General features: G+C 33.8%; 15 protein-coding genes. 1 reads left to right on the top strand and 14 read right to left on the bottom strand.

Features of this window, described 5'->3' with window-relative positions; genetic code table 11:
- The 11 genes from FA046_RS14490 to FA046_RS14440 all read right to left on the bottom strand — a co-directional run bounded on the left by FA046_RS14490 (position 1) and on the right by FA046_RS14440 (position 17,128).
- Positions 1–573: a D-lyxose/D-mannose family sugar isomerase gene (locus tag FA046_RS14490; RefSeq protein ID WP_136827252.1), complete on the bottom strand. Its 573-nt coding sequence runs from the start codon at positions 571–573 to the stop codon at positions 1–3.
- A complete protein-coding gene (locus tag FA046_RS14485) occupies positions 570–1,721 on the bottom strand; it encodes a Gfo/Idh/MocA family protein (RefSeq protein ID WP_136827251.1) in 1,152 nt (383 codons plus the stop codon). Before FA046_RS14485 ends, FA046_RS14490 begins: the two co-directional genes overlap by 4 nt.
- Before the next feature lie 173 nt (positions 1,722–1,894).
- Positions 1,895–2,740, bottom strand: coding sequence for a class I fructose-bisphosphate aldolase (locus tag FA046_RS14480; RefSeq protein ID WP_136827250.1), 846 nt, complete (start codon positions 2,738–2,740; stop codon positions 1,895–1,897).
- 56 nt (positions 2,741–2,796) lie between these two features.
- Positions 2,797–5,001 (bottom strand): GH92 family glycosyl hydrolase, encoded by a 2,205-nt coding sequence (locus FA046_RS14475; RefSeq protein ID WP_136827249.1) that lies wholly within the window; start codon positions 4,999–5,001, stop codon positions 2,797–2,799.
- 10 nt (positions 5,002–5,011) lie between these two features.
- The gene (locus FA046_RS14470) at positions 5,012–7,318 is read right to left on the bottom strand and encodes a glycoside hydrolase family 2 protein (RefSeq protein ID WP_205943665.1); all 2,307 of its coding nucleotides are present in this window, start codon (positions 7,316–7,318) and stop codon (positions 5,012–5,014) included.
- A gap of 34 nt (positions 7,319–7,352) precedes the next feature.
- Positions 7,353–8,606 carry a hypothetical protein gene (locus FA046_RS14465; RefSeq protein WP_205943664.1) on the bottom strand — a complete coding sequence of 418 codons (1,254 nt, stop codon included), beginning with the start codon at positions 8,604–8,606 and terminating at the stop codon, positions 7,353–7,355.
- Entirely contained in the window at positions 8,588–9,856 is a 1,269-nt protein-coding gene (locus FA046_RS14460) for a hypothetical protein (protein ID WP_136827247.1), read from the bottom strand. The genes FA046_RS14465 and FA046_RS14460 overlap by 19 nt, the downstream gene beginning before the upstream one ends.
- Positions 9,857–9,879: 23 nt before the next feature.
- Positions 9,880–11,316 carry a hypothetical protein gene (locus tag FA046_RS14455; RefSeq protein ID WP_136827246.1) on the bottom strand — a complete coding sequence of 479 codons (1,437 nt, stop codon included), beginning with the start codon at positions 11,314–11,316 and terminating at the stop codon, positions 9,880–9,882.
- Positions 11,317–11,325: 9 nt separating this feature from the next.
- Complete coding sequence (locus FA046_RS14450) at positions 11,326–12,855, bottom strand: RagB/SusD family nutrient uptake outer membrane protein (RefSeq protein ID WP_136827245.1); 1,530 nt, start codon at positions 12,853–12,855, stop codon at positions 11,326–11,328.
- 10 nt (positions 12,856–12,865) lie between these two features.
- Positions 12,866–15,940 carry a SusC/RagA family TonB-linked outer membrane protein gene (locus FA046_RS14445; protein WP_169303380.1) on the bottom strand — a complete coding sequence of 1,025 codons (3,075 nt, stop codon included), beginning with the start codon at positions 15,938–15,940 and terminating at the stop codon, positions 12,866–12,868.
- A gap of 69 nt (positions 15,941–16,009) precedes the next feature.
- Positions 16,010–17,128 carry a T9SS type A sorting domain-containing protein gene (locus FA046_RS14440; RefSeq protein WP_136827243.1) on the bottom strand — a complete coding sequence of 373 codons (1,119 nt, stop codon included), beginning with the start codon at positions 17,126–17,128 and terminating at the stop codon, positions 16,010–16,012.
- 176 nt (positions 17,129–17,304) lie between these two features.
- Here FA046_RS14440 and FA046_RS14435 point away from each other — a divergent pair, with 176 nt between their 5' ends.
- Entirely contained in the window at positions 17,305–18,021 is a 717-nt protein-coding gene (locus tag FA046_RS14435) for a GntR family transcriptional regulator (RefSeq protein WP_136827242.1), read from the top strand.
- Between the two features lie 61 nt (positions 18,022–18,082).
- On the opposite strand, the gene FA046_RS14430 is transcribed toward FA046_RS14435, so the two are convergent.
- The 3 genes from FA046_RS14430 to FA046_RS17305 form a co-directional block, all read right to left on the bottom strand.
- A complete protein-coding gene (locus FA046_RS14430) occupies positions 18,083–19,495 on the bottom strand; it encodes a sugar MFS transporter (RefSeq protein ID WP_136827241.1) in 1,413 nt (470 codons plus the stop codon).
- Positions 19,496–19,984: 489 nt separating this feature from the next.
- Positions 19,985–20,452: a hypothetical protein gene (locus tag FA046_RS14425; RefSeq protein WP_136827240.1), complete on the bottom strand. Its 468-nt coding sequence runs from the start codon at positions 20,450–20,452 to the stop codon at positions 19,985–19,987.
- Between the two features lie 192 nt (positions 20,453–20,644).
- A complete protein-coding gene (locus tag FA046_RS17305) occupies positions 20,645–20,821 on the bottom strand; it encodes a hypothetical protein (protein WP_169303379.1) in 177 nt (58 codons plus the stop codon).
- Positions 20,822–20,902 lie beyond the last annotated feature (81 nt).

Raw genomic sequence — 20,902 nt, 5'->3', positions numbered from 1 at the left:
TTATTTGTCGCTTACTAATTTAACAATAGCTGGTTCATCTTCCAGTATTTCAGAAAAACGTCCTACTTCTGCATCAGAAAAGAAATTATCATTTAAATCATCATTAGCTGTAGAAACTTCGCCAATAATACACTCTTCAGACGAGGGATAAAATGCATGCCAAATACCCGGCACAATTGTTACCCTTTCGCCAGCCGAAAGATGAATAGTATCTCCTGATTTTACTAGACAAAAAACACCATTAATTTTAACATTAAAACTATCTCCTGATTCTCCTTTTTTCGGATCTTTGCTCCATAATTGAATAACTAGTTTACCTATTCTGCAAATGATGTCTTCTTTCTTCTTTTTATGGGTATGTGCAGGTGTAAGTTGATTTTTTACTGCATACATCAACTTCTCGCAATATTCTACTTCTTCTGCTAAATTTACCAATACCAAACCCGAAGCCAAAAATGAGTCTAAGCCAAAATCTGTAACGTCCCACCTTGGTGATGGTGGTAAAGTCCAACCGTTTTGGTTAAAAAATAGTTTAGCAGCACCTATAACTTTATTTATAGCAGATCTTTTCATATCGATAGTTTTTCTAATTGATATTCTACTTTTTCTACCGTATTGTTGGCAAATGATTTAAGTGCTGCCGCAAAAACATAATGACTTGCTACTGCTTCTTCTGGTGTTACACAACCAAATCTATTATTTAAAGCTCCTGCTCTTTCTGCTACGTAAGCAGCTAGCATTTGCATAAAACAATCGGTAAAACCAGGTTCAAAAATGCCACCTGTAATGGTTGGAAAAGGTACGCCTTTAAAGCCTAAATCTGTACGTTGCCACCATTGCTCATCTCCTACTTTAAATATCCACAATGCTTTGGTATCTTTGGTACTATATTTTACACCACCTTTTGTTCCCAATACTTCTATGTACCAAGTATTGGTTTCACCTGGAGCAATACGCTTCATCTCCAATGTCATAGGGACAGCATTATTTTCGATAGCTACAGTGCTGTGTAATGTTGCATTATTCCATGTATCGCATTTTGCCATTCCTCCTTTACCATCTGGACGTTCGGTTATTATTTTTTGAAGATTAGCATGAACCAATTCGGGTTTCCAACCTAACCTTAAAGGAACATGCAATACATGCATTCCTAAATCACCCATTACCCCTATTTCACCGCAAAATTTCACTTGTCTTTTCCAGTTGATAGGTTTTGAGGTATCTAAATCGCTTGAATGTAAAAAGCCAGCTTTAATCTCAATAATTTCTCCCAAATTACCAGAAAGCACTTCTTTCATTACTCTTTGCGGACCTGGTAAAAATGGCATTTCTGAGCTGCATCTTACAAAACGACCTAATCTTTCTGCTGCTTCTTGTATAGCTAAAGCGGCTTCTAAGTCTATTCCGAATGGCTTTTCGGCCAAAAGGTCTTTTCCAGATTCTAATACTTCTAAGTAAAACTGCTGATGAAGGTTGTGGGGCAAAGCAACATAAACTATATCTATATCTGGGCGAGCTAATAATTCTTTATAATTAGTAGTGAGTAAACTCACAGTTGGTATGGCTTTGTACCATTCTAAAACTTTTTCATTAAGATCGCAAACAGCAATTAATTCTACAGAAACAGGGAAATCATTAAGAGCAAACCATCTTCCGAAAGCACTTGCAGATTCTTTACCCATAAGCCCTCCGCCTATGATGCCAATATTTACTTTTTTCATCAAAATAATTATTTAAATAAAACAGTAATAGCTAATTATCTATTCTTGCTTATTGGTTTATTTTACGGTATTTAAGATAACCGCATTGGTTGTTATTGTGTGATATTTGGATAAATACCATCAGGAAAAATTTGGAAGATGAGAATACATCAACCAAATTTTTCCTTTAAATTTTATACATTTTCCAATTGTTGGATTAAGCCTATTACATCTTGCGGACGAGCGCCTTCATGTACGATAGCCATTAAAGCTTTGGTCATACCGGCTGGGTTTGCATGCTGAATTACATTACGTCCGTAAACAATTCCTCTAGCTCCTTGCTGCATTAAACCGTAAGTTCTTTCTAATATTTCTTGATCTGTTGCTTTACCACCACCACGTACTAAAACCGGGATATTTCCAGCAATTTCTATTACTCTATGGTAAAGGTTTACATCATCTGTTGGATCTGCTTTGATAATATCTGCACCAAGCTCAACACCTTGTCTTACCAATGGTACAATTTTTTCAGGATCGCCGTTTACCATATAACCGCCAGCTTCGCTGTTTGGACGAAATACCAATGGTTCTATCATTAAAGGCATAGCATACTGCTCGCAAATGGGTTTAATTTTCAGAATGTTTTGGATACACTGATCGGTAACTTCTGGCTGACCAGAAATACTGAACAGGTTTACTACTATGCAAGCGGCATCTAAACGAATGGCTTGTTCTACCGGATTTTCGATAATTCTGCTGAACAAAGTACGTGGAAGTTCTTTTCCGTAAACATTGGCTACATCTGTTCTTAAAACTAAAGATGGTTTTTCTCTGCCCGGAATAGATTGCAAATATTGTGCTTGTCCGATAGTAAGCTGTATGGCATCTGGAGATGCTGCTACCAAAACTTCTACTGCTCTTTGTATGTTTTCTATCCCGCTTAAAAATGCGTACTCATTAAAAAAACCATGGTCTATAGCAACATCAAAACAATTACCTGATTTGCTATTAAATAATCTGTTTAATTTATATGTCTTCATGATTCAAATATAGTTAAATTTCTCTACTTGTATATACAAGTAGAGAAAAAAATTATTTATTTATTTATGATTGAAAGGGGAGCTGCATCTTCAGAATTCCCCCATTCGGTATTAGGTTTATTACCCATAACAAATACTAGTTTTCCTCCCTTAATCAGATCTTCGTGAGTAAACCAAGGTTTGTTCAAATCTTTACCATTTAAAGATGCTTTTTGTATGTATTTATTCTCAGCAGAGTTATTTACAGCAGTAATTTCAAAAACACTTCCATCTGTTAAGCGAATTGATACGCGGTCAAATATTGGACTGCCTATATTATACACGGGCACACCCGGTGTTACCGGGAAAAAACCCATCATTGAAAATACTACAAAAGCAGACATTCCTCCTCCATCTTCATCACCAGGCATACCAAAAAGATTATCTGTAAACCAAGTATCTAATAGCATTCTGATACGTTTTTGGGTTTTCCAAGGCGATCCTGTATAATTATATAAATATGGAATATGCAATCCGGGCTCATTCCCCATTACATACTGCCCTACCAAGCCAGAAGCATCCGGCTGTGTATACCAGTACTTATATTTAGGTAAGCCTAATTCTTCTCTGAAAAGCTGATCTAGTTTTTCTTCTGCATTTTTCCTTCCTCCCATGAGGGCAAAAAGGCCTTTAAAATCATGCTTCACATCCCAATTAAAATTGTAGGCATTATTCTCTGTAAAATACTCTCGACCAGCAAGCTTTGGTTCAAAAGGCTCAATCCAATTACCATCTTTATCTTTTGGCCACATAAAACCTTTTTCTACTCGAAATACATTTTTATAGTTTTCTGATCGCTTAAGAAATAAACTTTGATCAGCTTTGTTCTTGTTGTAAGATGCTAAATTTGCTATACACCAATCGCTATAACTATTATCTAGCGTTACGGATACTGATTGTCTTTTCTCCCAGCCAGCATCAACTTCCTTCACTGGTTCAGTTTCGCCAATTTTCAAACCAGGCATATACCCGTTTTTATTATAAAAAGAATCTAAAGAAGTTGCCGCACCATTGCGCCATGGCAGTATAGTTCCTTGTAAAGAATTCTTCTTCATGCCTTCGTAAGCTGTTTTAAGATCAAAATCTTTGATCCCTTTAAACCATGCATCCGACATCCATATCGCAGCATTATTACCCGTCATTGCCGGCCAATCTCCAAAAGTTACTGCAAACGAAGGCATCCAGCCACCCTGCTTATACATATCAATATACGACCTGATTTTTTCTGCTTCTTGTTTTGGGTTAAGAATCATGTGCAATGGTTCTAAAGCAATATATGTATCCCACAACCAGTTATCTACAAAAAAAGGTTCTTTTGATTGATGAATTTTATGATCATAAGCACTGTAGTATTGACCATATTCATTAATATCAACCACACGTTCATAGGAGCGATATAAAGAAGTATAGAAAACACGTTTTTGAGCTAAAGATCCACCCTTTATTTGTACTTGATCCAGCAGCTTATCCCAAGTTATATAGGCGTTATTTTTAATGGCATTAAAATCCCAACCTGGGATTTCTTTATAAAGATTTTGCTTTGCCTGTTCGATACTGATATAAGATATTCCGTATTTGAAACCTACAGAGGCAGTATTATCACTTACTCTGGCTAGTAGTTTATGCTGATTTTTATCTTGAAATTTAACCTGCTCAATATCCGTATCTGTTTCCCCATAGAAATATGCTTTCATCCCGGAAAAACTCTCGGTTCCTGTAATTACACGTTTGTCTGAAACATTAAGCTGCCCTTCTGAACCCCAAATACCTAAGCGCAGGTATTTATCTGCCTTATTATTAAATTTAGTTTGAAAAAAGCCACATTTTGCGGTGGGTGTAAATTCAACAGTGTTTTGTGAAATTTCCTCTTCGGCTTGATAGTAATAAGGCGTTGTTTGTTCTTTTTCAATTGAAAACCGGGCTGTCCATAATTTATCTACATTACTATCACATACTGGCAAAAATGAAAACACCCAGGCAATACGATGAGATGCAACATTTAAAGGGAATTGACTTATCTGATCATCAAGCTGATCTTTTTTCATTGGATAAACCCTTAACATGCTATTAGGTAAATGAACAACAGGACGGGTTGGTTCTAAAATGACTCCTACACCACCAATTGTAGGATCTACATAAGAAAGATTAGATGTTTTATTCTGTGCGAATACACTAGAACCTAAAAACAAAATGGCAGCAATAAATTTATAATTCAACATCATTGTATGGTTATTAATTATTGGAAACAGAAGATTTTAGATAGGTTACACTAGTCCCTTTATACAAAAAAGTGTACGTAGAATTATATTGAGGCATGCCTACTACTTCGGCTTTAATAATGAAAAGCCCATTTTTCATAACGGGTAACTTTATGGTTGCCTTTGGTCCTTTTGTGTTTTCGAATTGTTTAGGCTCTTTGAAATCCCAAGATGCAAAATCTACTTTTTTATCATCATAAAGTAAGCTAACTTTAATAGTTCCAGACTTTAATGTGTCGTAAGTATCATTTAATAGATATAATTCGCAACTAAATTCTTCTCCTTCTATCCAGAGAAATTTTGGTGCACTTATACTTGCTAAAACTGGCCGACATGCATTTGCAACCTGATAATATGCTGGTTTTACAGCATTGGGCCAGTTTACCAAGCTATTATTAGCTGCCGTAGGCCATGGCTCTTGAAAACACCAACTTAAAGCCATGCTACAATAAGGTTTTTGCCTGCGGGCTTCCTCATAAATAAATTTTAGCCCTTCTGATTGAGTCAACTGACTGTAAATTACCAGGTTTTCTAAAGACGAGATTTTACCGAAATAATCTTCCAGAAAAGGCAGCTCTAACCATCTGTTCTCGCCCCAGGCTCCAAATGCATGATGGGTTTCCCAAGAGGTGCCTTTCTTTGGCGGAAAAAGTTCATTGCTTGGTATAAACTGTTTCAGTACATCTAAATTAGCTACACTAGGTATTCCAAATTCTGTGTAGGCTGTATTATCAGACTTAGCCAACCATTGAAAAACTTCATTCCCTTTACTATTATCTTTATCAAAAAAAACATAACTTCCATGCCCCATCCCGTATAAAGGTGAGGTATAAATAAATGGAGTTTGAGGGTTAAGCTGGTAGCATAAACTGTTTAATAAGCGTAAGGCTAAGGATTGATCAGTCATACGGCTCCAGCTATTAAACAACTCATTCCCTCCAGACCAGATTGCTAAACTAGCATGCTTTTTCAACCGGTTTATAATAGAAGTGGCTTCTTGTTGTAAAACAGATAAGTATTTGGCATCATTTGTATAATTATTACATGCCAGAGGGAATTCTTGCCATACTAGAATCCCTTTTTCGTCACATATATCAAAAAATGATTCTTTATTAGTTATTCCTCCTCCCCATACCCTTATTAGATTAAAATTCGCGTCTTTTACTAATTGTAATTGCTTTTGATAAGTATCTTTATTGATAAGACCAACAAAAATTTCGGGATGAACCCAATTAGAGCCCTTGGCAAAAATTCTTTTGCCATTTACCTCTAAACTTGCTGGCGCCCTGTTTCTAGTTATAGGAAACCCCGCCGACTTATCCCACTCCCCATCATTCATAATCATGCTTATTTTACGAAAGCCAACTTTAGACTGTTTTTTATCTAATAGCTTACCACGCTTATCAAGTAATAAAATCTCGCTTTGATAAAGTGTTGGAGCGCCATAACCATTAGGCCACCATAATGCTGGATTATTAATATTGGCAAAAACCTCTTCATTATTTGAGTTGAATGAACCTGTTTTTGTAAAAACCACACTACCTTTATTATCTATTAACGCCCACTTATACCGTTTTCCTTTAAGATTTTCTCCTTTTAAACTTAAACTCAGATTAGCATTTTTAAATTCATCATTTAAAGTATAAGAAATGTCAAAGTCAGTTAAATGGATACTCTTTCTCACTGAAAGATAAGTTTCATCCCAAATCCCGCGGGTAACTAATCTTGGGTGCCAGTCCCATCCGTAACTAACGGCAGGTTTTACACTTTCTCTAGCATTTTGCCTATAAGTTTCAGAACCTGGAATATAAGTAGCCGCTTCTTTGATTTTTGGAATAGGCATTAGAATAATTTTCAACTCGTTCTCGTCTTTTAATTTATCAGTCAGGTCTATATCTACATAAGTAAACATCCCTTCTTGTTCAAAAATATTTATGCCGTTAAGAATAAGTTTAAATTGATAATCTATTCCTTTTGAATGAAAGAATACTCGATTTCCTTTTGGTAAGGAAGGTCGCTTAAAAACAGTTTTGTAGCTAAAAAAGTAATCCTCCATCCAGTCAAACTGTTTAAAATTATCTGCATACCAATAGGGTTGTTTATAGTTTTCTGCTTTCATCACATCTAGCTGTACAGCACCTGGCACTGTTGCTGGTAACCATTTTTCAGGAATCTCACTTTCAGTTTTATGGTAAGCTATTTTCCATTTAAGTTGAGAATTTATTTCCTGTGCTACAGTTTCAGAAATAGATAATACAGCAAAAAATAAAACTAAATTCAAGGGTAATAATTTCAATCGACTCATTATTAATAACTTATTGTTTATACCAAATACTTTTAATCGTTTCTTCCAAATTCATCCCATCAGGACATTTGGAAGACTTATTGTTTCCGAAATTTTTAAATACAGGAATATGATTATCTAATGTAATGATTCTTGTAACTGGCATTTGAAGATGACCTGCAATATCATTTTCCTGAATCCAATTATTAGCATATTTCAACCAAGCTTTACGATAATCCTCCTTCTGAATATAAAACCAAGTAATTTCGTCATATCCCCATATATAATGTGAGCTAAGATTTGCAATGCCGGGTTTTGCACTCACTCCAAAATTGTCAAGCTCTACCAAATATGGTAATGCTTTGCATTTCCAACCAGTTGGAGTTTCACAAGCTTTACTTCTACCATAAAATGAATCTAAATAACCCTTTTCTAAAACTCCTTGCATTGGAGAATTAATATCCTCTTTAATACGTAATGGATAGGAATTAAAGTCGAGAAGGCTTTTATCATCAATGAGAGTTCCCCCTTCTGTAGAATGAGCATCTAGCAAAACCCAGTTGCGGCGAGCGTGTTTCTTTGCATACTTACGAATACTCCCACACCATGCTACCCAAAATTTCAGTCCGGCATCTTCCATGCCTATCAGGTTTATTTGCCCTAGATGAAGAGCTTCGCAACCGATATTAATGTAAGAGCCTGCTAAAAATGTAAACCAAAGTTGTGTTTCATATCGGGTAATATCAGGTACACTATGTCCTTTTTCCCAATGATCAACATACTTGCCTTTAAGATTAAGCATAGAGGCATAACTGAAATTTCTCTTTTCAACGGGCATATTTAATGCTATAAAAACCCAATTAGGAATATTGATCTGATCAACTTCATGGGTGACATTTTCAAAAATTGCTGCCTGAAAAATTACTTCAGAATCATTGCGATGAACGTCTTTAATTAATCGAGCTGCTTGTCCAAGAAATTCAGGACTATTAAATGCATGTTCATCTCCCCAACGGTAAATTGCCCTACCAATAAATTTAGCATCAATATTCTTAATCAATCGGATATCATCGCTTTTATCAGACTGTAGCCCATCATTACAAAATGGATTAACAGTAAGAAACTCGGACATGGTTACCGCCCGTTTTAAGTAATTAGTTAAAACTTGCTCTGAGATGCCCGCCTTATCAAAATGATAGGCGAGATTTTCAGTTTCAGCTTTGACAGTACAACTCATTAAAAATAAAATAGTTACAAGCAGCAACTTTATTCCTCTTCTAACCATAACAATTTTATTGTTTCTTCTTGATTCCTACCATTTACGCAAGCATCACTTTTTTTATTTGCCCGGTAACGTGTTGCACCGTTAGAAGTAATAACCACACGGCTGCCTGGCATTTGTACATAACCGTTAAGATCTGTTTTCACTATCCATTTACTGGCATATTTTAAAAATTCGTTTCGGTAATCTTCTGATTGATTATAATACCAGCTAATTTCATCATAACCCCAAGTCCATTCATCTGATATGCTTGAAACGCCAGGATGATCGCTTATTCCAAAATTGTCAAACTCAACTTGGTATAGTGCTTTATCACAACTCCAACCAGATGGGGTAATGCCTCCTTTTGTTCTTCCGTATATAGCATCAAGATAAAATTTCTTTAATTCACCTTTTTGTGGCTCTCCAGAAATCTCTTTTATCCGCATAGGAAACGACACAAAATCAAACAATAATTTTCCATCAATTACAATTCCGCCACTACCTAAATGGGCGTCACATATCACAGTACCTCTAATTGCTTTTGTTTTAGCCATGGCTCTTATGCGGGTTAAAAGATCAGACCAGCCGGCATAGTTATTATTCTTATCAACCATTGACATTAACTCTACCTGACCAAAATGAATGGCTTCTATGCCAGTTCCTATATATTTTGTGGCTAGAAAAAAGAAATACATACGAGTTTCTAAGCGAGATATATCTGGAACACTGCCATATCCCCATTGTCCTACGCCAACACCATCTAAGTTTATCATATCGGTATAAACAAAATTTCTTGCACTAACAGCTAAACCAAATTCTTGAAATACCCATGCTGGTACTGGTACAGTATTTACATCTGGTGTAATAATTTCAAAAATAGCGGCTTGAAATAGCATATCTGAATCTGTAAGATGCATTTCACTAATTTTAACTTTAGCATTACTCATGAAAAGGGGGTTGTTAATACGACCTTCGAGCCCCCATGTATAAATAGAACGGCCAATAAATTTAGCTCCCATATTCTTCAACATACGGGTATCATCGGCCTTATCTGGGTAAGCTCCATCATTATAAAAACCATCTGTGGTTAAAAATTCAGCTTGTGTTATACTGCGTGACAAATAACTTCTCAATACATTTTCAGGCATTATACCATTAGAAAAAGTGTAACTCCGTTGTATATCTCGTTTAGATTCAATTACTTGATTTTTGTCTTTCTTACATGCCAATATGGCTGCAAAAAGCATAAATGCATACACTATTCTTTTCATAACTTTTATTTTAAAAATATCCCTTATTTGTTGCATGGTATCAAAGTATTTACTTCAATAAACGGATCGCCAGGTTTAACACGAAGCTGTATTGTAGGATTACTTTTTTTAATAATCCCACTATCTAAAAATTTCTTAATGAGACAGAAACCTACCTGATTCGTTAAACTTTGCAAGGGAATGGTACCGGCTGTAACACCATTGTCTAGAATTGTCACATCACCGCCTAAGTATTCGAGATTTTCAAAACCTCCAAGTCCATTTACCATGTAATGGTTGTTGTAAATAAGGCTACCTCCAATATGCTTAATACCTCCGCCTAACTGATACCACGTATCTAAATTGTATATTCCTCCTTTTGTACGGTCTCCAACAATTTCAAAATCTCCACCCACGTAAATCAAAGAGATAAGTCCAGCACCACCTTCTGCCATTTCAGGTACTGGGTTTAGTTTGAGGCTACCCTCAATTCTTACAACTCCAGAAAAACCAGCACCTCCTCTTGGTGTACCCCAATAATTTAGTTTTGGACAATTTTCTATAATTAAGTCTCCGTTAATAAGAATATAACCTTTAAAACCCTGTGGATTTGTCAACTCCAGATTATTACGCAGTATAATGCTTCCATTACATTTTATAGCCTCGAAGAAATTCTCGGTAGTTTTAATAGAAGTATTCGTAATACTTACCGTTCCTTTCACTCCTTTAATACGATCTTTAATCAGGGATAATACATTATCGGTAATATCAATACCAGAGATGGTTAAATTTTGAACGGTATCAGATTGTGGTGCAAAATTTTCGATATCAGCTTTTGAACCAAGTGTGTAGCTGATAATATTACCCCCTGTTATAACACCTATCAATGAGGCATCGGTAACTGCTTTTGGATGATTGTTGGATAAAGTTATGGTGCCACTAATTATTGAATTCTCCAGCAAATATTTAATTACACAAAACCCGATACTTGTTGATGTACAGGTTAGATTTTCTCCCAATAAAACATTATCCGTTATTAAGAGATTTCCCTTAAATACTTTTAATTGCAAAAAGCCCGAAATATCTGTAAGTAACTTATTATTAACAATATTTAAATTGCCATTTAAGAATTTAAAATTGGTAAGCATATTAACAGACTCCAGAACATCATTATTCTGTATAATTAATGATGATGTTACTGATGTTAACTGAGGCAATGAAAGATTTTTAATAGAAGTGTTTTCAATTATCAAGGTTTTAACAGTTTTAAAACTAAGCATAGAAACATCGGTGATATTATTGCCGCTTATTGTCAGTGTTCTGATTCCTTCAGTAGTTTTAAATTGGGCAACATCTTGCTGAGTGTTTAAAGTATAATCTGTACCCTGAGTAAGTTCATTTTCTACCTTGCTACAACCAGTAACTACAAAAAGGAATATTCCCGTAAAAACAGCAAAATATATAGTTTTAATATTTTTCATAACCTTTAATTATTTTTTAGGATTAATATCAGTTTCTCTTTGAGGAATTGGATAGAAATATGCATATTCTGTTTTTACAGTTTTATTGGTTATTTCTTCAATTACACGATTTGTTCTTCGTAATTCATAAATACCATGACCTTCAAAAGCCAATTCAAAAGATTTTTCTTTCCATATTGCTTTTCTAAAGTCTGAAATATTTAAACCCGGTGTAAGCGGATCTGCATTAGCTCTTTGCCTTATTTTATTTACCCACTCATAACCTAATGTAGGACCTACAGCTTCTGCGTAGGTTAAGGCTACTTCTGCAAATCTGATGAGATATAAATTTGCACTAGTTCTTGTTCCTAAAGATTCTGGGTCAGTATATTTTCTACAAAAAGGATAAAAGAATGCATTTTCTGTAGGATTAGAACTAGTGACATTTGTCGGTATCCAATTTGCAAGAACACTTCCGTTTGCATTGTAAATGGTAGAAACCATTAATTTCTTACGTCGATCATTACTCGCATATGAATTATAAAAGTCTTTATCAACTCTGTAATAACTCCAACATGCTGTGTTATTTATAAACTTATTTACACCTGCTCCACCTGATATAGATGATGAAACATAAATTTGAGGAAGGCCTATGCCAAATAATTGCGGCAATTGAGAAAAATTACCTTCTTCTCCTTTTGCATCTCTATACATTGAAGTAATAAAAATATGCTCTTTACTATCTGCCTGATGTTTCACATCATATACATTTAGTAAGTCTGAATCCAAAGCATAAACACTTTGATTATAAAGTACATCTCCAGCATATTTTGTAGAAAGAGTATACATTTCTTCTGCATTTTGTACCCACTCATAGCCTGAAGCACCTGTTAATTTTGAAGATGCCAACGTTAGATAAACTTTAGCTAATGTTGCTTGTGCCGCTACTTTATCTGCTCTTCCTTGCTGTTTTGAGATACCTAAAAGTAAAATTGCATCCTCTAAATCTTTTACTATAAATGCATAAATATCTGGAATTGAAGCATAAGGAGCTCCAGCATCTTCTATACTCTCCACCACTTTAGAATGGAGAGGAACACTACCATAAGTACGCACCAAATTAAAATAATGGAACGCTCTTAAAAAATGTGCCTCTCCTAAAAATTGTTTCCTGCTAGTTTGTGAAATATTATTCATTGCACTAACATTTGCTAAAACAGAATTCGCTCTGCTTATACCTAAATAAGCATACTTGAAGAAATACAAAAACTCCTCGGTATTTGAATTAACGTCCCAAGAATAAAATGTATTAGGGAAACCTCTTCCATAATCATTATATTGATTAGTAGGAACGTCTGCTATATTAAATAAGAAGCGAGAGCCATATTCAATGTTATTGATTGGATCGTAAGCATATAGAAGTGCATTGAATGCATCCTTTTCAGTTGTATAATAATTATTTTCTGAAAAAGTACCATATGGTTTTTCTTCTAAAAGTTTCTTACAAGAACTTATGCTAAAAACAATCAACATAAGGATTATAATGTGTTTTGATTTCATATTTTTATTCTTAGAATTTAATTTCTAAACCTGTTGTAAATGTTGAAATTCTGGAATAAGGAGCCGATCCACGGCCATCTTCACTAGTTTCCGGATCAAATTCACTAACATTTGAAAATGTAAATGGATTATTGATATTGAAATAGAGCCTTGCTCCCTGAAGTTTTCTTATCTGTTTTGGAGAAAAAGTATATCCTAAAGTGACATTTTGTACTCTTAAAAAAGAGCCATCTTCTACAAACCAAGATGAAGCATAATATTGCCTATCTGCTCGTAATGAAGGACGCAGATTATTAGGATTCTCAGGAGTCCATCTATCTGCTGTATAAGCAATACCATTTAATTTTCTTGTCGAAAAGATATCATTACCATACACTGTATAAAATTGTATAGCAAGATCTAAACCTTTTTTATAAGTAAATTGCAGATTAAGGCCAGCTGTAAAATCTGGATTAGGATCACCAATAATTGTTCTAGCATTAGGATCTAATGTTCCATCTGCTTTTAAACCAACATAATTAAATTCTCCTGGTCTATTAGTTTTTGTGGGATTATCAGGCATATCTTGTATAATTCCGTTTACTTGATAGCCATAAAAAGAATTAACAGGATAACCAATAGCCAATACATTTAAAAAAGCATCATTAAGTACACCTGAACCATAAGCTTCGTACTTTAATCCATTAACTTCACTATATCCTGAACTAGATTTAGAGCCTATACTGACTACTTTATTACGATTTGCATTAAATACAAGGCCTGCGTTAAATTTAAGATCGCCTTTTGTGATCACGTTTGCGTCTAGAGATAGTTCTATCCCTTTATTCAAAATTTCTCCATCATTTGTCCAAACGCGATCAAACCCTGTACTTGGATTCAAAAACTGTCTTCTTAAAAGATCTGTAGTTATTTTATGATAATAATCAAAAACCAAATTAAGCCTACTTTTAAAGAACGACATATCTAAACCTAAATCTAACTGAGCAGTTTTCTCCCAACGTAAATCTTTACTAGCCATTCCTCCCCATTGTACATATCTGTTACCTTCTCCCTCTCTTCCAATCTCTCTGCCTACACCATAAATAATATACTCTTCGCCGTTTAGATAATAAAAATCCTGTCCATATTGAGAAATAGATTGGTAGGGTGAAATACCTTGATTACCAGATATACCATAACTAGTACGGATTTTTAACTGATCAAAAACATTTAAATTTTTTATAAAATCTTCTTCAATTAATTTCCAGCTAAGCGCACCTGATGGGAAAAAACCCCATTTATTATTTGTTCCAAATTTAGAACTCCCATCTGCCCGACCTGTAAACGTAAAAAGATATTTGTTTTTAAATGTATAATTAAGACGGGCAAAACCCGACATCAATACGGATTCAGTCCTATAACTTCCAACAATCTGCTTATCAGCACCACCTAAATTCTCTTCTCGTAAAACTGTATTAGAAAATCCTTGTCCAACAGTACTTACCCCTTTAGAAACTGAATTTTCTATAGTAGACCCAAGCATTACACTAAAATCATGTGATCCTTTCAGTTTTTTTGTATAAGTAAGATATGCGTCTGATGTGACATTAAGATAATTGGATGCTCCTATTCCACCATCGCCGTTAAATCTATCTCCGCTTACGGTGTACTTAACAGGATTAAAATAATATGTATTTCCCATACCAGATCTAGCATTTCCTCGTAAAACAAATTTCAAATCTGGTAAAATATCCCAATCAGCTTGTAATTGTGCATATCCATCTAAATTCTCCCCTTTATTTGTTCGCTCATTGGTTAAAGCCAAGGGATTTCCATAATCTGTATCAAACATTTTATAATAAGACCCATCCCCATTAAGTACAGGAAATAAAGGATTTCTAGTATAGTCCATGCCATAATTCACGTTTCTTTTACCTCTATAAAATCCAGTACGACTTCTTATTACTAATGTTTTAGCGACATTATGATCATAAGATAAATCAAGAGATAACTTATTATAATCATCGTCAATCTGCATTCCTTGTCCTTTATAATAACCTAAACTAACATAATAATGATCTTTTTGCGACCCACCTTCAACTCCTAAGTTATAATCCTGAGTAACAGATGCTTTTCTAAATATATAATCTGACCAATTAGTTTGATACGGCCAGTCATTGTTCTTCAATTCCGTTATAGAAGGATAATAAGTTCCTAATTGATCTTTTTTACCAATATAACGGGGTTCTACACCCGCATTTTCATACGACTCATTTTCAAGAATAGCCATATCAAGAGGATTTCGCCAATAATCAAGTTCATTGCTAAAAAAACCAAAACTATTTTTTTGATTAAACCACACATTTGAAGTACCCTCTGTACCACGCTTAGTGGTTATCATAATTACACCATTTGCGCCTCTAGAACCATAAATAGCAGTAGCAGATGCATCTTTTAATACTTCAATAGATGAAATAATATTTGGGTTAATTGCATTTAGATTACCTGCATCACCTAAAGGAATCCCATCTAATACAACTAGTGGGGCATTAGATCCATTTATAGAACTAACACCTCGTATTCTAACTGTAGAACCACCTTGAGGATTATCATTATTGTTATTTATCACTGTTAAACCAGATACACGCCCCTGCAATAACGTCTCGAAAGACCCAGATGAAACTTGTGTTATTTTATCCCCTTTTATAGAAGCTACACTACCTGTTAAATCACCTTTTTTAACAGTTCCATAACCTACAACAATTACTTCATCTAAATTTTTATTACTACTTTTTAATTGAATTTCAAGATTAACATTTTGCCCAACAACAACCTCTTTAAGCTCCATACCGGCAAAACTTATAACCAAAATAGACTGCTCTGAAGGAACATTTATAACAAACCTCCCTTCAACATCAGTGATAGCACCCTTAGATGTCCCCTTTATTGTTACAGATGCCCCCGGCAGAGTTTCTCCATTATCTCCTTTTACAACACCACTAATTCTAATATCTACACCTTTTAATATCTCCACATTATTATTAGCGAAAATATTAAGAGGGACAGAAAAAAATAGAAAAATGATATTCAATAAGTATACTTTCAATCCTAAGGATTTACTATTAAATACAATTGATTTCATAAATTATATAATTGATTAAGTTAATTTGTATTATTAATTTATTATAATAATAGATGTTTTGCTCATACCTACTGAATTAATGGTTAGTATATATGATCCTTTGTTTAATTTTTCAGAATACCTAAAATTATAATTTGTATTATCTGTACTGTACTTTATTTTATCGGAAAGTATTTTTTTGCCTGATAAATCAGTTATTGTAACATTGAAATTTTTATCTGCCAAACTAGGGATTATCAGATTAAACTCCCCGTTACTCGGGTTAGGATATACAGTAAAACCATCATTATTTCTTATAGCAATATTTACGGCTTTAACACCAAAATCTTGAAACTTGCCATTTAAATCAAATTGAAGTAATTTGTAATAATTAACCCCCAAGCTTGGAGAATTATCATATGCTACATATAGGTGTTTTTCTTCACTATTTGCTTTTGCAGGTAAATCAGTTAATTTTATAAAATCAATGCCATTATTTGATTTTTGAATTTCAAAATGAGAGTTATTATTCTCCGTAATAGTAGTCCATTGAATTCTTGATTTTTCACCATAATAATCTGCTGAAAAACTAGTTAAGCTTACTGGCAAAACCGAATAAGTAGAAGAAAATTTTATATCATCTATTTTGAGACTTACAGGTCCGGTTACTTCTTTATAAATTCTGAAAAAATTTATTGCGGCAATATTAGCTTCTCCTCCAGATGTATTAGCATCACTTAACTTCAAAATCACATTATTCCATCCGTTATGTAAATTTAAGGAGCTATTAATATTCCAAGCCCATTCATTTACATCAGCACCACCTGAACTTGTGATTTCTATTGCCCCAGTCCAATCTAACGGATTTAAGGCAACCACATCCGATACATATAACCAAAATGACAAATACCCTGTTGCTTTATCAACTCCCGTATTAAATGGGACAGTATATGTTTTAGAAGCAAGAACATAATTAGTTGCTGTATTATTTGCTGTTTGTATAGAATTTGCGCCTTCTTTAAAGTTAGTAGCGTCTAAACTGATTCCATTATTAGTCCACTCGGTAGACCAACCAGTAACACTTTCGCAATTGTCTAATGTTTGGATAGTTTGAGAATTTACTCCTTTTAGAATAAAAAAAAGTAAAATAGATAAGTAAATTTTTCTTTTCATCTGATTTATATTTTAGTTTTAATTGGTTTTGAACATCTGGATGATGTTACATATCAAACATAAAAAGAATAACTTGTATATACAAGATAAAAATGAAATATTTTTTGCCTTGTATATACATCTGATAAGCATAACAATAACTACATTTGCAAAAGAAACCTATTTTTTTAAATGAAATGATTAAGAAAGACAACACTCCTTTATATAAAAAGGTAATAGATGACCTTAAAGCTTTAATAGACAAAGGCGATTATAAAAAAGGCGACTTGCTACCTTCTGAAAATGATTTATGTAAAACTTATAACACCACCAGAGTTACCGTAAGGCAAGCATTATCTGGCCTTATAAATATGGGCTATATTACCCGTAGGCATGGTAAAGGCAGTATTGTTTCTGAACCTAAAAAAGGCTTGGGAATTCTTTCTTTAAGTGGTGTAACTGCAGGTGTGGGAGATCAAGATTTAGTGACCTCTATATTGCAAAAACAAATAAAACAGGATTGGCCAGTAGATTTTTTTTATGATTTGGACGAAGAAGAGCAAAAGAAAGGTTGCATTTTTTTAACTAGGTTGAGGTTTATAGACCAAGTTCCGGTTTTATATGAAGAGACTTTTATTACCAACCAACACCTGCCTAGATTTTCTTCAAAAAACTTGGAAAACCGTTCGTTGTTTAAATTACTTAACGAACAATATCAAGTTGAAGTAAAAGAAGGTGAACAGAAAATATGGGCTATACATGGTGATAAAAAGATCAGTAAATTACTAGATATTAAAACCAGTCATCCTCTTGTTCATATGAAAAGAAGATTACAAACAAACATTCAAGGTTTAAATATTTATTCTTCGCTGTATTGTAATACAGAAGAATACTTCTTACAAGATTATTTTTAATTAAAACAGGCTGTTTTTTTTAGGAAAACAGCCTGTTTTATCTCCGCAAAATATAAAAAAATTAGTGACCTCCACTTATACTTTCCACCTTTACATCTCCTAATTTTCGGCTGCAATAAAAACCAAAAAAGGCAATATATAGGTAACAAAAAACAGGTACAATAAAAGAATATTGTAACCCTAAGGAATCTGCTAACGCACCTTGAACAAGTGGTAATATCGCTCCTCCAAGAATAGCCATCACCAATAATGAAGATCCTTGACTAGTATATTTACCCAAACCGTGTATAGAAAGCGTAAAAATATTAGACCACATAATAGAATTAAAAAGTCCGGCACTTAAAACCGTCCACATAGCAATAGAACCGTTAGTAAAAATTGTAATGAACACCAATACCACATTAACTAAAGCAAAAAGAGCTAATGTTTTTGCTGGCGCAGATTTCCCAATAAAAAAACCAATAAGATTGATGATCATAAATATTAAAAAGGTAGAAATTTGCGAAAAACTGAGATCAACAATAGCAAATATTACCCCAAAAACCAGCAAAGCAGCAATAACCATGTAGCTTATTTTTTTACTTCCTGACAATCCCTGACTTAAAGATATGGCTCCTATAAATCTGCCTATCATCGCTCCTCCCCAATACAACGCCAAATAATTTTTACTTACCGATTCTGGAATACCCATAATTTCTGGTAAAGCCAAAAAATTGATAACAAAACTTCCTATGCACACTTCTGCTCCGACATAAAAAAAGATACCCAAAATACCCAATTTTAAATGTGAAAATTGCAATGCCCCTAAACCTTCTGGTAAAGATTCTTCTGTTTTAAATTCAGGCAATTTTATTTTATACAGAAGTATTGCTAACAGCAAAAATACCCCTGTAAAAATTATATATGGAATTTCTGTTGCTGCTGCAGTAATTTCTCCATTTACGGCGAAAAATTCAAAAATAAGAAAGCCACCTATTATAGGTGCAATGGTGGTTCCTAAAGAGTTAAATGCCTGCGCAAGGTTTAAGCGGCTAGAAGCTCCTTCTGGTTTGCCCAATAAAGAAACATAAGGATTAGCTGCAATCTGTAACAAAGTAAAACCTAATCCTAAAATGAATAGTGCGCTTAAAAAAAGACCGTAAACAGAAAATACCGCCGCAGGATAAAATAAAAAACACCCAATAGCCGCAGTCAATAGTCCAAGTAACATACCGTTTTTATACCCTATTTTATTAATAGGATCTCCCCATAAATAAGATGTGATAAAGTAAATAACAGAACCTGTAAAGTATGCCCCAAAAAAACAGAATTGCACCAACATAGACTGTAAATAACTGAGATTAAACAGCTCTTTAAGGTGTGGAATAAGTACATCATTCATGCAGGTAATAAAACCCCACATAAAAAACAAGGTAGTTAAAGTAGCAAAAGGAATGGTATACCTAGGTTGCTCTGGGCTTACGGTATTATTCATAATTTAGTTTATTCTATTGGTTTAAGATCAAAAATAATAAAAATACTTAAACTTGTATACACAAGTTTAAGTATTTTTATTAGATAATTCTCACAAAATAAAAAAGTATGACTCATCCACCTGAAATTAGTAAAGGGTAACTTAATATCCCTAAAATTAACATAGCAATAACCTAAAAATGATTTCTTTTTCAAGAAGCTCAACTAATATTTTATATATTTATACTATAAATTGCAGAAAGTAAAATCAATATAAAGTAGAGCAAATCGAGAACTAAGAGAAAACACAAACTTTAAACAGCTAATTAACAACTAGTTAAAATTAAAGTTCGAATCCCTCTTTCTCCGCAACTTAAACAAAAAAAGTCCTGCAAATCAAATGATTTGCAGGACTTTTTTTGTTTACAAAGTGAAATAAATTTAATACCCTATTTCATAAAATTTAAGTTTTTTATCAGAAGAAACGAATTAATCAGCATAAAAAATTAATCTACTGAGTAATTCCCTTCCAATCATCCGTACGGAAAGATGATGCTGGCAATCCTTCCTTATTATACAAATTATCTCCTTCTGGGTTATTTGCCCAAGCATATCTTACTGCAACAGGTTGATCAAGGGTATCATTCCAAATAAATATTTTATTGTTTTCAATACGAATATTGGCTTTTAAAAATTTATGATCAGCCCCAGCAATAGTAAACTGGTTTAAATTTCCATCACTGTTTATCTTTAGTCCGCTTCCTATATTATCAAATGTAATTACACATTGGTTTTTGATAATTTCCATAGACTTAAAAGTAGGACCAAAAGCAACAACATTTTCATCTCCGTAGGCTACTTTTTGTGCTGATAGTGCTAATCGTTTGCCCACATCCATTTTATTAAGCGGGTGAATATCATTCCATTGTCCAATATCATGAGTGACCGCCATACCTGTATTTGGTAAAGCAAGAGCCATAGATTGAGCCTCTCTTAACTCGGCTCAAGTACTTTCACCCGGCTCTTTAGGCTTTGCACCAAGATAAAGATGCAGATTTTGAGAATATAACATCTCATTTGCTGTTAAATAAAAAGGATGAAGAATAAGAAAATTAATGCAAAAATCTGCCAGCATTCAATTTATGAGAGTAAAGTGCTGTTTTTAAAATAATCATCCCTCCAAATCTAAAAACCATTCTTGGGCCTGTTTAATTCCTTCTTTTAAAGCCTCTTCTTTTAACCAACCTTCTTCTTCTAATAATTGGTTAGCAATTTCTATTGCTCTTTCTTTTACCATTGAATTTAAATCGTTTAATTCTAAACCAAAGTCGTTAAATAGTTCTTTCATGATGTTTTTCTTAAGAATTTATGCTAACGTTTTGCCACCCTTTTTCTATCAACAAAACTTAAGCCTAAGTTAAAACCATTT

The organism is Pedobacter cryophilus (assembly GCF_005116455.1).
In the GTDB taxonomy this organism is placed as follows: domain Bacteria; phylum Bacteroidota; class Bacteroidia; order Sphingobacteriales; family Sphingobacteriaceae; genus Pseudopedobacter; species Pseudopedobacter cryophilum.
The sequence above is the reverse complement of the archived record's forward strand: the minus strand, read 5'-3'. Positions and strand labels throughout refer to the sequence as shown.

What these genes read in the sequence shown, in the direction of transcription:
- FA046_RS14490 (WP_136827252.1), bottom strand. Translation starts at nt 573, where the DNA reads ATGAAAAGATCTGCTATAAATAAAGTTATAGGTGCTGCTAAACTATTT.
- FA046_RS14485 (WP_136827251.1), bottom strand. Translation starts at nt 1,721, where the DNA reads ATGAAAAAAGTAAATATTGGCATCATAGGCGGAGGGCTTATGGGTAAA.
- FA046_RS14480 (WP_136827250.1), bottom strand. Translation starts at nt 2,740, where the DNA reads ATGAAGACATATAAATTAAACAGATTATTTAATAGCAAATCAGGTAAT.
- FA046_RS14475 (WP_136827249.1), bottom strand. Translation starts at nt 5,001, where the DNA reads ATGATGTTGAATTATAAATTTATTGCTGCCATTTTGTTTTTAGGTTCT.
- FA046_RS14465 (WP_205943664.1), bottom strand. Translation starts at nt 8,606, where the DNA reads ATGGTTAGAAGAGGAATAAAGTTGCTGCTTGTAACTATTTTATTTTTA.
- FA046_RS14460 (WP_136827247.1), bottom strand. Translation starts at nt 9,856, where the DNA reads ATGAAAAGAATAGTGTATGCATTTATGCTTTTTGCAGCCATATTGGCA.
- FA046_RS14455 (WP_136827246.1), bottom strand. Translation starts at nt 11,316, where the DNA reads ATGAAAAATATTAAAACTATATATTTTGCTGTTTTTACGGGAATATTC.
- FA046_RS14450 (WP_136827245.1), bottom strand. Translation starts at nt 12,855, where the DNA reads ATGAAATCAAAACACATTATAATCCTTATGTTGATTGTTTTTAGCATA.
- FA046_RS14440 (WP_136827243.1), bottom strand. Translation starts at nt 17,128, where the DNA reads ATGAAAAGAAAAATTTACTTATCTATTTTACTTTTTTTTATTCTAAAA.
- FA046_RS14435 (WP_136827242.1), top strand. Translation starts at nt 17,305, where the DNA reads ATGATTAAGAAAGACAACACTCCTTTATATAAAAAGGTAATAGATGAC.
- FA046_RS14430 (WP_136827241.1), bottom strand. Translation starts at nt 19,495, where the DNA reads ATGAATAATACCGTAAGCCCAGAGCAACCTAGGTATACCATTCCTTTT.
- FA046_RS14425 (WP_136827240.1), bottom strand. Translation starts at nt 20,452, where the DNA reads ATGGCTCTTGCTTTACCAAATACAGGTATGGCGGTCACTCATGATATT.
- FA046_RS17305 (WP_169303379.1), bottom strand. Translation starts at nt 20,821, where the DNA reads ATGAAAGAACTATTTAACGACTTTGGTTTAGAATTAAACGATTTAAAT.